The following is a 12,348-nucleotide window of genomic DNA, read 5'->3' as shown; positions in this document are numbered from 1 at the left end:
CGCACCCGGAAGAGAGACACTTACTATGACCACACGGCCCCTCCATTTCAACGCGTTCGTGATGAACACGGCGAGCCACATCCACCACGGGCAGTGGCGCCGCCCCGACGCCGGGCAGGTCGAGTTCAACGACGTGAACACCTGGATCGCGCTCGCCCGGCTTCTTGAGGATGCGAAGTTCGACGGCATGTTCTTCGCCGACGTCAGCGGACTCTACGGCGACTCGGACGCCGACTTCGACGTGTACGTGCGCGAGGGACTTCAGATTCCCAGCAACGATCCGACTGTCCTGCTCGGCGCCCTGGCAGTGAGCACCACGAACATCGGGCTCGCGCTCACGTCGAACGTCGCGCAGAATCATCCGTTCAACTTCGCTCGCCAGCTCTCGACCCTCGACCACATCTCGAACGGCCGGGTCGCCTGGAACATCGTGACCGGGGTGCAGGACAACGGGGCGCGCAACTTCGGCCTGCCGCGCCTCACCGACCACGCCGAGCGCTATCGCTGGGCCGAGGAATATGTCGACGTGACATTCAAACTCTGGGAGGGGTCCTGGGACGACGGCGCGCTGCTCAAGGACCGGGAGGGCGGTTCCTTCTCCGACCCGTCGAAGATCCACAAGATCTTCCACGTCGGTGAGCGCTATTCCGTCGAGGGCCCGCACCTCCCGTCGCCCTCGCCACAGCGCACGCCCGTGCTCTATCAGGCCGGCTCGTCGGAGTCCGGTCGTCGGTTCGCGGCGCGCAATGCCGAGGCGGTCTTCATCATCGCGCCGACGCCGGCGATCGCCCGCGACCAGATCACGGAGACCCGCAGGCTGGCAGTCGAGTTCGGCCGTAACCCCGGCGACATCAAATTCTTCCAGGGGCTGAGCTTCGTCATCGGTGACACGGAAGAGGAGGCGCTCGCGAAGGCGGAAGAGTACGAAGAGTACGTGAGCGTGGACGGGTATTTGGCCCACTCGGCCATCGTCGACAAGGCCGGCCGGGTCTACGACCCCGAGACCCCGATCAGGGATGTCGACAGCAACACGGCGAAGGGCTTCCTGGAGTCGGTGGCCAAGCACATCACCGACCGCGAGCCGATCGTGAGGGACCTCGCCATCACCCGCTCGCGCAGCACGCGCATTGTCGGGACTCCGGAGCAGATCGCGGACCGCATCCAGGAATGGCAGGATGCGGGGGTGGACGGCATCAACGTCATCAATTGGGTGCTTCCGGGCTCGTTCGCGGAATTCGCCGACAAGGTGCTGCCGGTGCTGAGGGCGCGTGGACTGGCGCAGACGGAGTATGCGGAGGGCACGCTGCGCAAGAAGCTCTTCGGCACGGACACGCTCAACGAGCGTCACCCGGCCGCGCGCTACCGTGGCGCGTTCGCCTAGTTGTACTTGACCAGCTGATGGGTGGGCGGGCTCCGGTTGAGGTGTGGGGATCGCCTGTCCCCGCCGCTGTGCGGCACTCCCTTGCCCCTGGCGCGCGTTGCGCAGGACGGCTCCGCCGTCCACGGGTACCCACCCGGCAGACTCCAGTTGTGCAGGACGGGTGGTGCAGGACGGCTCGGGCGGATGGCGAGGACGATAGGTGCAGAACCGAGGGGAGCGTCCTGCAGACCGGAACCCTTCGGGTCGCGACACCCCTGCCGTGTCCTGCACAAGCTGTCCTGCATAACCAGATTCTGTGGGGTAGGCATCCGCGCCTTCGGGGCCCGTCCTGCAGAACGCGGCCCGACCGACGCGAGCGGCACCGCCAGAGGGCCGAGAAGGTCCAGCCTCCGGCACGCGTCGTCGCAGCGACCGGCATGGAGCGGAGGGCGTCCGGGACCGCCGCGACGGGGTCGAGGTCCACGACCACGAGATCAGTACACCTAGGTGGTCCTGAGGTGGTCGAAACGCCGCAGGATCAGCCCTTCCCGTAGCGCCCACGGGCAGATCTGCACCGAGTCCACACCGAGACCCTCCATCGCCGTCTCCGCCACCAGGGCTGCCGCGAGTAGCTGCCGCGAGCGAACGGCGGACACTCCGGGAAGCTCGGCGCGGTCCGCCGAGGCCATCGCGGACAGTCGCGTCGCCCAGAGGGACAGATCGTGCAACCGCAGCTCCCGCCGCACGTACGGCCCGTTCGCCCGAGGCGCCGAACCGGATATCCGGGCGAGCGAGCGGAAGGACTTGGAGGTTCCAGCGACGATCGTCGGTGAGCCCAGTCTCCCGACGTCGGCGATCGGATTGTCGAGCATCGCCCGGACGTGCTTGCGGAGGGCCTTGATGCTCTTTGCCGTCGGCGGGTCTTCGTGCAGGAAGTCCCGGGTGAGTCTGCCCGCGCCGAGCGGAAGCGACAGCGCAAGTTCGGGTTGCTCGTCTGCGCCCATCGCCAACTCGAACGACCCGCCGCCGATGTCGAGGTTCAGGATGGTGCCGGAGCCCCAGCCATACCAGCGGCGCACCGCGAGGAACGTCGCCGCGGCTTCGTCCGGGCCGCTGAGCTCGATGAGCTGGGTGCCGGTCTCAGCGAAGACGCGCTCGAGCACGGCCGGACCGTTGGTGGCCTCGCGGATCGCCGAGGTAGCGAAGGCCATCATGTCTTCGGCTCGGTGTTCCCTCGCGAGGTCTGCCGCTTCGCCCACGAACTCGATGAGTTTCCGCTGGCCGGCGGCCGATATCGATCCGTCGTCCTGGAGGAACTGGATGAGTTGCAGCGGCCGTTTGTGCGAGGTGAACGGGATGGGTCGCGCGCCGGGATGCGCGTCGACCAGGAGCAGATGCACGGTGTTTGACCCGATGTCGAGAACTCCCAGTCGCATGAGCCGAATCTATCGCCTGGATGGGCCACGGGACGGAGATAGCGTGACGGGTATGAGCTGGAGTGCGGGGAGCCTGCCTGCCTACATGAAGCGGTGGGGCGTGCGTCCAGACGGCGAGGCGATGTCGACCCCGTCGAGCTGGCTGGTTCCCGGGGTCTGGCGCGGCAGGCGCGTGATGCTCAAGGTTGCCAGGGTGGAGGAGGAGGCGCGGGCCGGACTCGTTCTGGGCTGGTGGGATCGCGCGGCGGTCGCGGTGCACGAGGTCGGACGGCCTCGACGACGAGGCCACCGGCATCCTCTGCCAGTCGATCGCCGCCCTGCACGCGGTGACCGGGACGAAGGAACCGCCGGACGCGCTGGTGCCGCTCACGCGGTGGTTCCGCGGCCTGATCGAACCGGCGCCGGGGGCCGCACGAGAGCCCGGAATCGAGCGTGCCGCCGCGGTCGCGCGGGAGCTGCTTGCGGGCGACGCCCACGCGGTCGTGCTGCACGGCGACATTCACCACGCCAACGTGCTCGACTTCGACGGACGCTGGCGCGCCATCGACCCGAAGGGCCTCATCGGCCATCGCGCGTTCGACTACGCCAACATCTTCTGCAATCCGGACACCGCGACGGCCATCGCGAACTTCCCGCGGCGGCTCGCGATCGTCAGCGAGCACTCCGGCATCGACCGGCAGGGACTGCGGGCCTGGCTCACCGCGTGGTGTGCCCTCTCGGCGAGCTGGACCGAAGAGAGTGGCGGCACCCCGTGGACCGCGCAGGCGATTCTGGCCGAGTTCGGCTAGTTGCAGCTGGGGCATCCTCGTAAATCACGGGAATGCCAACTAGGGTGAAAAACGTGGAGTCGTCGCACGGGTGACCGCAAGGATGCGGAGATTGCAGCTGACATGTTCATTCTCGACGAAGAGCAACAGGACCTGGTCGACGCCGTTCGGGACTTTGCGAATCGGCAGCTCGCCCCGCATGCCGTGGAGTGGGATCAGGCCAAGTTCTTTCCGGTGGACGTGCTGCGCGAGGCGGGTGGACTGGGGCTCGGCGCGATCTACGCACACGAGGATGTCGGCGGGTCCGGCCTGACCCGCAGCGACGCGGCCCTCATCTTCGAGGAGCTCGCGAGGGGCGACACGACCATCGCCGCCTACATCTCCATCCACAACATGGTGGTGTGGATGATCGACCGGTTCGGCACGGACGAGCAGCGCCGGCGCTGGATCCCGCCGCTGGCCACGATGGAGCAGCTCGGCAGCTACTGCCTCACCGAGCCGGATGCCGGATCCGACGCGGCGGCGCTGCGCACGACCGCGATCCTCGACGGCGACCACTACCTGCTCAACGGAGTGAAGCAGTTCATCTCCGGGGCCGGGGCGTCGAGCGTCTACCTGGTGATGGCGCGCACCGGCGAACCCGGCCCGCACGGCATCACCGCGTTCGTGGTGCCCGCGGGCACCCCGGGGCTGTCGTTCGGCCAGAACGAGCGGAAGATGGGCTGGAATGCCCAGCCGACCCGCCAGGTGATCCTCGAGAACGTTCGGGTGCCGGTGAACCATCGCCTCGGCGAGGAGGGCGGCGGGTTCGTCATCGCGATGAAGGGGCTCGACGGCGGTCGCCTCAACATGGCCGCGTGCTCCCTGGGCGGCGCCCAGTGGGCGCTCGAGCGCACCGTCGCGCACCTGCGCACTCGCACGGCGTTCGGCGGGCCGCTCATCGACCAGCAGGCCCTGCTGTTCCAGCTCGCCGACATGGCCACGGAGCTCGAGGCGGCGCGGTCCCTGCTGCGCCACGCCGCGAGCTCGCTCGACCGGGGAGACGCGGATGCCGTGAGCCTGTGCGCCATGGCCAAGCGCTTCGTCACCGACGTGAGCTTCACCGCCGCGAACACCGCGCTGCAGCTGCACGGCGGCTACGGCTACCTCGCCGACTACGGCATCGAGAAGGTGGTGCGGGACCTCAGGGTGCATCAGATCCTCGAGGGCACGAACGAGATCATGCGGCTGATCGTCGGGCGGGCGATCGTGGAGGACGCCCAGTGAGCCCCGAGAGCGCGGCGCAGGCCGCCGAGCCGCCGGTGCTCGTCGAGAAGCGCGGCAGGCTCGGGCACCTCATCCTCAACCGGCCGCGCGCGATCAATGCCCTCAATCACGACATGGTGAGAACGCTGCAGCGGGTGCTCGACGAGTGGGCGCACGACGATGAGGTGGAGACCGTGCTGCTCACCGGAAGCGGTGCGCGCGGGCTGTGCGCCGGCGGCGACATCGTCTCCATCTATCGGGACGCGCGGGGCGGTGGATCGGAATCGGTGCAGTTCTGGCGCGACGAGTACCGCCTCAACCTGACCATCGCCGACTACCCCAAGCCGTACGTGGCGATCATGGACGGCATCGTGCTCGGCGGCGGCATCGGGCTGTCGGCGCACGGGAGGTTCCGCGTGGTCACCGAGCGCTCCTCGGTGGGGCTCCCGGAGACCTCGATCGGATTCACCCCGGATGTCGGGGGCACCTGGCTGCTGTCCCACGCCCCGGGGGAGACCGGCACTCATCTCGCCCTCACGGCAGGGTCGGTGGGAGCCGCCGACGCGATCGCGATCGGACTCGCCGACCACCTCGTGCCGGCCGATCGACTCCCGCAACTCCTGCAAGCCCTCGAGAACGCCGACGCTCGGTCCGCGATCGACGCGGCCTCCGTCGCTCCAGGGGCCTCGGCCCTGCTCGCCGACCGCGAATGGATCGACGAGGCGTACTCGGCGGACGACGTCGAGGAGATCCTGCGGCGGCTGCTCGCCTCGCCGGTGCCGGCGGCCCGGGAGGCCGCCGCCACCATCGCCTCGAAGTCCCCGATCGCGCTCGCGGTGACCCTCGCCTCGCTGCGCGCCGCGCGCCGGCTGCCCGACCTGGCGGCGACGCTCGTTCAGGAGTTCCGCGCCTCCGTGCACGCGCTCCGGTCCCACGACCTCGCCGAGGGGATTCGCGCCCAGGTGGTGGACAAGGACCGCACCCCGCACTGGCGGCCCGCGAACCTTGCCGACGTCGACCCGTCAGTGGTCGCCGCGTACTTCACCGAGCCCGCCGAGGGAGATCTTGTCCTCGGATCGCCCGCACCACACGTCACCGCGTCGACTCCTCGACGCATCGGAAAGGAAAACGCATGAGTGCATCAATCGCCTTCATCGGCCTGGGGAACATGGGCGGCCCGATGGCCGCCAACCTCGTGGCCGCCGGCCACCACGTGACCGGGTTCGACCTGGTGCCCGCCGCCCTCGAGGCCGCCGCGACTCACGGGGTGGCCATCGCCGCAACGGCCGCCGAGGCCGTGGCGACCGCCGACGTGGTGATCACGATGCTGCCGAGCGGCCGGCACGTGCTCGAGGCCTACCGGGGCGGCGGGCCCGGCGGGGGGCTTCTCGCCGCGGCCGGGGCCGGAACCCTCTTCATCGAATCGTCGACGATCGCCGTCGACGATGCCCGCGCGGCTCACGCCCTCGCCGCCGAGGCGGGCCACCGCAACATCGACGCCCCCGTCTCCGGCGGCGTGATCGGAGCGATCGCGGGCACGCTCACCTTCATGGTGGGGGCGTCGCCCGCCGACTTCGAGTCCGCGCGCGGGATCCTCGAGACGATGGGCCGCCGCGTCGTACTCTGCGGCGAACCCGGCTCGGGGCAGGCCGCGAAGATCTGCAACAACCTCATCCTCGGCGTCTCGATGATCGCGGTGAGCGAGGCGTTCGTGCTCGGCGAGAAGCTCGGTCTCACCCACCAGGCCCTGTTCGACGTCGCCTCGGCCGCCTCCGGACAGTGCTGGGCCCTCACCACCAACTGCCCCGTTCCGGGCCCAGTACCCGCGAGTCCGGCGAACCGGGACTACCAGCCCGGATTCGCCGGGGCGCTCATGGCCAAGGATCTCGGGCTCGCCGTCGAGGCACTGCACTCGACCGGGGTGGAGGCCGAGGTCGGCTCGCTGGCCGCGGACATCTATCGCAAGTTCGCCGACGAGGGCGGAGCGGGGCTCGATTTTTCCGCCATCATCACCGTGATCCGCGCGCGGTCCGAGGGAGCGGCGGCATGAGCGACTACGAGAACATCCTCGTCGAGGTCACCGGGCGGGTGGCCCTCATCACCCTGAACCGCCCGAAGGCGCTCAACGCGCTCAACGAGGCGCTCATGAACGAGGTCATCCGCGCCGCGGAGTCCTTCGACCGCGATCCCGCCGTCGGGGTCATCGTCATCACCGGGTCCGAGCGCGCCTTCGCGGCCGGAGCGGACATCCGGGAGATGGCGTCCCAGTCCTACCAGGATGTCTATCTCGCCGACTGGTTTGCGGCCTGGGATCGGTTCGCCGCGGTGCGCAAGCCGATTATCGCGGCGGTTGCCGGGTACGCGCTCGGCGGCGGCTGCGAACTGGCGATGCTCTGCGACATCGTGTTCGCCGCGGACACCGCGAGCTTCGGGCAGCCGGAGATCAACCTCGGCGTCATCCCCGGCATCGGCGGATCGCAGCGGCTGACGAGGGCGATCGGCAAGGCGAAGGCGATGGACCTCATTCTCACCGGCCGCTCGATCGGAGCGGCGGAGGCGGAGAGCTGGGGAGTGGTCGCGCGGGTGATCCCGGCCGATCGCCTCCTCGCGGAGACCTTGGCCGTGGCGAAGACGATCTCCGAGAAGTCGTTGCCGGTGCTGATCGCGGCCAAGGAGGCGGTGAACCGGGCGTTTGAGAGTTCCCTCGCCGAGGGCGTGCGGTTCGAACGGCGGAGCTTCCACGCCGCCTTCGCCCTCGACGACCAGAAGGAGGGCATGGCGGCGTTCCTGGAGAAGCGGCAGCCGGCCTTCCAGCACCGTTGACCGGCACCCCTAGCGGGTGACCGATCCGGTGAGGGAGGCGATCGAGCGCAGCACGACGGGCTGCGCCGCGAACCAGGCCACGATCATCAGCACGACCGTGCCCGCGAAGATGCCGAAGCCGAGCCAGCTCTCGTCGTTGCGCACCGCATACATGTGGTTCAGGTTGCGCAGGATGCCCGTCGCGAACACGAGAATCACGTGCACGATGATGAACGCCACGAAGAAGAGCATCACCGGGTAATGCACGGCCCGCGCCACACCGATGGGGTAGATCGCGCTCAGCCGCTTCGACTTCCAGACCGGCGACATCCGAAGCCCGGTGAGGAGGGCGAGCGGGGCGGCGATGAAGACGACCACGAAATAGGTGAGCATCTGCAGGGCGTTGTAGTTCACCCAGCCGCTCTCCACCGGCCAGTCGAACGAGCCGTACTGAATAGCGGCCGACACCGCGTTGGGGAACACGCTCCAGCTCACCGGCACGATTCGCAGCCACTGTCCCGTGGAGAAGATCAGCACGTAGAACAGCACGCCGTTGAGCACCCACAGCGTGTCGAAGCTGAGGTGCAGCCAGAGGCTCAGGCTGATCTTGGTCGGCGGGTTCTTGGTGCGGATGACTCCCGTGTTGTTGCGCTTCCAGAACATGGTGGGGCGCTTGACCGTGCGCACCTGCCAGCCGGAACGGATGATGAACAGGATGAAGAACCCGTTCAACCCGTGCTGCCAGGCCAGCCACGCCGGAAAGCCCACTGGTGCGCCGGCCGGAAGCGTTGTCGCGCCGGGGAAGTCGGTCATGAACGACTGGACCGCGGGCAATGCACGGATGCCTCGCGCCGCGAGCACGAGCAGGAAGAGCGCGACGAGCACGGCGGGGACTATCCAGACCAGCTTGAACCACCGGCTCTGGGCAAACGCGGAGAGCCGGCCACCGTTGGCGGTCAACTGGTGCCGCTTCGTTTGCCGATGGCGTCGATGAGCTGGGGGACGACGGTGAACACGTCACCGACGATACCGAAGTCCGCGATCTCGAAGATAGGGGCGTCGGCGTCGGTGTTGATGGCGACGATCGTCTTCGCCGTCTGCATGCCAGCCCGGTGCTGGATCGCTCCCGAGATTCCGAGCGCGATATAGAGCTGGGGTGAGACGGTCACGCCGGTCTGGCCCACCTGGGAGGTCTGGGGCACGTAGCCGGCGTCCACCGCGGCGCGCGAGGCTCCCACCGCCGCGCCCAGGGCATCGGCCAACTGCTCCACGAGCACGAACTTCTCCTTGGATTGCAGGCCGCGGCCGCCGGAGACCACGGTTGCCGCCCCGCGCAGATCGGGACGGTCTGACGCGGCGGGTAGCGGTCGCATCGACTCGATCACGGTCGAGCCGGTCGCGTCGATGTCGAGGGTAATCGACTCGACGACGGCGACCTTCGCCTCGGCGCGACCGTCCATCGCGCCCTGGCGCACGGTGATGACGACGGGGCCGCCCTCGACCGTCGACTCGACGGTGTACGAACCGCCGAACACGGAGTGCGAGGCGACGATGCGGTCGGCCTCCGCGCGCACATCCACGGCGTCGACCAGGAGTCCGGCGCCCACTCGCACGGCGAGGCGGGCGCCCGCCTCGCGCCCGTCGATCGAATTGGCGACAAGGATCGCCGAGGGCTCGAGGGCGGTGAACGCCGCCGCGAGCGCCGCAACCTGGGGGGTGAGAAGCAGCGACGACACGCTGTCGGTCTCGGCGAGGTACACCCGCTCGGCGCCGAGCGAGCCGAGGCTCTCGGCCAGCGCGGCGGCCGAACCCGGCGCGGCGGCGAGCACGGCGACGGGGGTACCCAGGCGCGATGCTGCCCCAAGCAGCATCGCGGCGCTCGCGCCGACGGAGCCATCGGGCGCGGTCTCGATCAGGACCAGAACATTCGACATGAGGGCGTGCCTTCCTAGATCAGGTGCCGGGCGGCGAGGAATTCGGCGAGCTCGACGCCGGCGGTGCCGTCGTCGACGATCTGCGTGCCGGCGGAACGGGCGGGCCGTTCACTCGTGGCGAGAACGACGGAACGGACGGGGGATGCCGCGGCATCCGCCCCCAGGTCGTCGAGCGACCACACGGTGACTGGCTTCTTCTTCGCGCGCAGGATGCCCTTGAAGTTGGGGAATCGCGCCTCGGCGGTGCGCTCGGTCACGGAGATGACGGCGGGGAGGGGCGCTCGCACCGACATCGTCCCCAGTTCGGTCGACCGCTCCCCGGCGATCGAGTCGGCGGTGATGGCCACCGAGTCGAGATAGCTGGCCAGCGGCACTCCCAGGTGTTCGGCGACGAGGGCCGGCAGCACGCCGCCGCGACCGTCGGTCGACTCGTTGCCCGCGATGACGAGGTCGTACCCCAGTTTCGTCAGTGCCGCGGCGATCACCCTGGCGGTCCAGGCGAGATCGGCCCCGGCCAGCCGGCTGTCGAGGATGTGCACCGCGGAATCGGCGCCCATCGCGAGGGACTTGCGCAGCATGTCCTTGGCCGAGTCCGGCCCCATCGTGAGGGCGACCACCTCCGCGTCGTTTGAGTCCTGGTACGCGAGTGCCGCCTCGAGAGCGCGCTCATCGATCTCGTCGATCACGGCCTCACTTCCGCCGCGGTCGAGCCAACCGGTGTCGAGGTTGAGCCTGCGCGCGCCCCAGGTGTCTGGCACCTGCTTCACCAACACGACGATCTTCACGATTAGTCTCCTGCTTCTTTGCCGGGGGCCGCGCTCAGCGACTCTCATTCTTTCAGTAGTAGTCGCGTTCGGCCCGAAATGGGTGCCCCATAGTCGATATCCGAGTGTGGTTCGAGGCTGCCGCAACGCTACACGTGAGACTAGGTACAACGTCCTTTGGCTCCGTACGGTGTCGGAGGTACCCTGACGAACGTGAGCAATTACCGACCCCCAGTCTCCGATCTTGCCTTCGTCCTCGAACACGTCGTCGGGTATCCCGACGTCGCCCGCTTACCGGGCTTCGAGCATGCCGACCTCGCCACCGTGGTCGAGCTGCTCGAGCAGTGTGGCGACTTCATGGCGAACGTCGTCGCGCCGACCAACCAGCCCGGCGACGTGGAGGGTGCGCGGCGCCAGCCGGATGGCTCGGTCACGACCCCCGCGTCGTTCAAGCCCGCCTACCGCCAGTACGTCGATGCCGGATGGGGCTCCGTGCCGTTCCCGGAGGAGTTCGACGGCGGAGGATTCCCGTGGTCGGTCGGACTGGCCATCCAGGAGATGCTCGCCTCCTCGAACATGGCCTTCGCGCTGTGTCCGCTGCTCACCCAGGGTGCCATCGACGCGCTCCTGCACCACGGCGATCAGGCCCAGAAGCTGCGTTACCTGCCGAAGATGATCAGTGGCGAGTGGACAGGCACGATGAACCTCACCGAGCCGCAGGCCGGATCGGATGTCGGGGCGCTCACCACGCGCGCCGTGCCCCGCGCCGACGGTACGTACGCCATCACCGGCCAGAAGATCTACATCACCTACGGCGAGCACGACATGGCCGACCAGATCGTGCACCTCGTGCTGGCCCGTACGCCCAACGCCCCGGCCGGCACCAAGGGGATCTCCTGCTTCATCGTTCCCAAGTTCCTCGTGAACGACGACGGGTCGCTCGGTGAGCACAACGGGGTCAACTGCCTCTCGATCGAGCACAAGCTCGGCATCCACGGAGCTCCCACCTGCGTGCTGTCCTACGAGGATGCGACGGGATACCTCATCGGCGAGGAGAACCTGGGCATGCGGATCATGTTCGTCATGATGAACAGCGCCCGGCTCTCCGTGGGAACCCAGGGCCTCGCCATCGGTGAACGGGCGTACCAGCAGGCTCTCGACTTCGCCCAGGAGCGGCGGCAGGGCCTGGCCATCGGAGCGACCGGCGTCAACTCGGCCATCATCGACCACCCGGACGTGCGCCGGATGCTTTTGACCCAGAAGGCCTACCTGGCGGCGCTGCGGCGTCTCATGCTCTTCAACGCGGTGCACATGGACCGCAGCACCCACGACCCGGACGAGACGGGCCGCGCGCGGGCGAACGAGATCGTGGGGCTGCTCACCCCGATCTGCAAGTCGTTCGGCACCGACCTCGGCGTGGAACTCACCTCGCTGGCACTCCAGGTCTACGGCGGTATGGGGTACATCGAGGAGACCGGAGCGTCCCAGCACTACCGGGACGTGCGCATCACCCCGATCTACGAGGGCACCAACGGCATCCAGGCCGCCGACCTCGTCGGGCGAAAGCTCGGGATTCGGGACGGTGCATCCGTGACCGAGTTCCTGTCGACCATGCGCGAGGTCGAGGCGGAGCTCGCCGACGCCGGGGACGAGTTCGACTCGATCCGACTCGAGCTCGGCCGCCAGTTCGACACGCTCGAGACCGCGACCCAGTGGATGCTCCGCACCGGTCGCGCGGACCCGAACGCCGTGCTCTCCGGATCCACGCCGTACCTGCGGATGTGGGGGCTCTGCACCGGGGGTTGGCTGCTCGCGCGCTCCGCACTCGCCGCGCGCGGGATCGACGACGCGGAACTCGCGGAGACGCAACTCGTGCTCGCCCGGTTCTACGCCGAGCAGCTGCTGCCGCAGTCGGGCGGTTTGTTCGGGGCGGCGACTGCCGGCTCCCGCGACCTGTTCGCCCTGGACGCCGCCGCACTTTCCGATTCGGCACGGCTCCGGCAGAACGCGCCGCTGAATTAGCGGGGGTCTGTCCGCCGT

11 protein-coding genes are annotated in these 12,348 nt (G+C 68.7%); 7 read left to right on the top strand and 4 right to left on the bottom strand.

Annotated elements, in window-relative coordinates:
- Positions 1-25 precede the first annotated feature (25 nt).
- A complete protein-coding gene (locus FVP33_RS16185; protein ID WP_147784731.1) occupies positions 26-1,381 on the top strand; it encodes an NtaA/DmoA family FMN-dependent monooxygenase in 1,356 nt (451 codons plus the stop codon).
- Between the two features lie 482 nt (positions 1,382-1,863).
- Here FVP33_RS16185 and FVP33_RS16180 read toward each other — a convergent pair whose 3' ends face one another.
- Positions 1,864-2,796, bottom strand: coding sequence for a Ppx/GppA family phosphatase (locus tag FVP33_RS16180; RefSeq protein ID WP_147784730.1), 933 nt, complete (start codon positions 2,794-2,796; stop codon positions 1,864-1,866).
- A 185-nt stretch (positions 2,797-2,981) separates the two neighbouring features.
- On the opposite strand from FVP33_RS16180, the gene FVP33_RS16175 reads away from it, so the two are divergent.
- The 5 genes from FVP33_RS16175 to FVP33_RS16155 all read left to right on the top strand — a co-directional run bounded on the left by FVP33_RS16175 (position 2,982) and on the right by FVP33_RS16155 (position 7,631).
- The gene (locus FVP33_RS16175; RefSeq protein ID WP_147784729.1) at positions 2,982-3,584 is read left to right on the top strand and encodes an aminoglycoside phosphotransferase family protein; all 603 of its coding nucleotides are present in this window, start codon (positions 2,982-2,984) and stop codon (positions 3,582-3,584) included.
- Positions 3,585-3,686: 102 nt separating this feature from the next.
- Positions 3,687-4,829, top strand: coding sequence for an acyl-CoA dehydrogenase family protein (locus FVP33_RS16170; RefSeq protein ID WP_147784728.1), 1,143 nt, complete (start codon positions 3,687-3,689; stop codon positions 4,827-4,829).
- Complete coding sequence (locus FVP33_RS16165) at positions 4,826-5,944, top strand: enoyl-CoA hydratase/isomerase family protein (RefSeq protein ID WP_147784727.1); 1,119 nt, start codon at positions 4,826-4,828, stop codon at positions 5,942-5,944. The genes FVP33_RS16170 and FVP33_RS16165 overlap by 4 nt, the downstream gene beginning before the upstream one ends.
- Entirely contained in the window at positions 5,941-6,858 is a 918-nt protein-coding gene (gene mmsB / locus FVP33_RS16160) for a 3-hydroxyisobutyrate dehydrogenase (RefSeq protein ID WP_147784726.1), read from the top strand. Before FVP33_RS16165 ends, mmsB begins: the two co-directional genes overlap by 4 nt.
- A complete protein-coding gene (locus tag FVP33_RS16155) occupies positions 6,855-7,631 on the top strand; it encodes an enoyl-CoA hydratase (RefSeq protein WP_147784725.1) in 777 nt (258 codons plus the stop codon). The genes mmsB and FVP33_RS16155 overlap by 4 nt, the downstream gene beginning before the upstream one ends.
- A 9-nt stretch (positions 7,632-7,640) precedes the next feature.
- Here the strand turns inward: FVP33_RS16155 and FVP33_RS16150 are convergent, their stop codons facing one another.
- The 3 genes from FVP33_RS16150 to FVP33_RS16140 are packed head-to-tail and all read right to left on the bottom strand — an operon-like array spanning position 7,641 to position 10,329.
- Positions 7,641-8,570, bottom strand: coding sequence for a cytochrome b/b6 domain-containing protein (locus FVP33_RS16150; RefSeq protein ID WP_147784724.1), 930 nt, complete (start codon positions 8,568-8,570; stop codon positions 7,641-7,643).
- Complete coding sequence (locus FVP33_RS16145; protein ID WP_147784723.1) at positions 8,567-9,544, bottom strand: electron transfer flavoprotein subunit alpha/FixB family protein; 978 nt, start codon at positions 9,542-9,544, stop codon at positions 8,567-8,569. Before FVP33_RS16145 ends, FVP33_RS16150 begins: the two co-directional genes overlap by 4 nt.
- A gap of 14 nt (positions 9,545-9,558) precedes the next feature.
- Positions 9,559-10,329 carry an electron transfer flavoprotein subunit beta/FixA family protein gene (locus FVP33_RS16140; RefSeq protein WP_147784722.1) on the bottom strand — a complete coding sequence of 257 codons (771 nt, stop codon included), beginning with the start codon at positions 10,327-10,329 and terminating at the stop codon, positions 9,559-9,561.
- Positions 10,330-10,521: 192 nt separating this feature from the next.
- Between FVP33_RS16140 and FVP33_RS16135 the strand changes: the two genes are divergently transcribed.
- Positions 10,522-12,330, top strand: coding sequence for an acyl-CoA dehydrogenase (locus FVP33_RS16135; RefSeq protein WP_147784721.1), 1,809 nt, complete (start codon positions 10,522-10,524; stop codon positions 12,328-12,330).
- Positions 12,331-12,348 lie beyond the last annotated feature (18 nt).

It is taken from the genome of Lacisediminihabitans profunda (assembly GCF_008040105.1).
GTDB classification, from domain to species: Bacteria; Actinomycetota; Actinomycetes; order Actinomycetales; family Microbacteriaceae; genus Lacisediminihabitans; species Lacisediminihabitans profunda.
The sequence above is the reverse complement of the archived record's forward strand: the minus strand, read 5'-3'. Positions and strand labels throughout refer to the sequence as shown.

Coding starts and splice junctions, on each gene's coding strand:
- FVP33_RS16185 (WP_147784731.1), top strand. CDS start 26: ATGACCACACGGCCCCTCCATTTCAACGCGTTCGTGATGAACACGGCG.
- FVP33_RS16180 (WP_147784730.1), bottom strand. CDS start 2,796: ATGCGACTGGGAGTTCTCGACATCGGGTCAAACACCGTGCATCTGCTC.
- FVP33_RS16170 (WP_147784728.1), top strand. CDS start 3,687: ATGTTCATTCTCGACGAAGAGCAACAGGACCTGGTCGACGCCGTTCGG.
- mmsB (WP_147784726.1), top strand. CDS start 5,941: ATGAGTGCATCAATCGCCTTCATCGGCCTGGGGAACATGGGCGGCCCG.
- FVP33_RS16155 (WP_147784725.1), top strand. CDS start 6,855: ATGAGCGACTACGAGAACATCCTCGTCGAGGTCACCGGGCGGGTGGCC.
- FVP33_RS16145 (WP_147784723.1), bottom strand. CDS start 9,544: ATGTCGAATGTTCTGGTCCTGATCGAGACCGCGCCCGATGGCTCCGTC.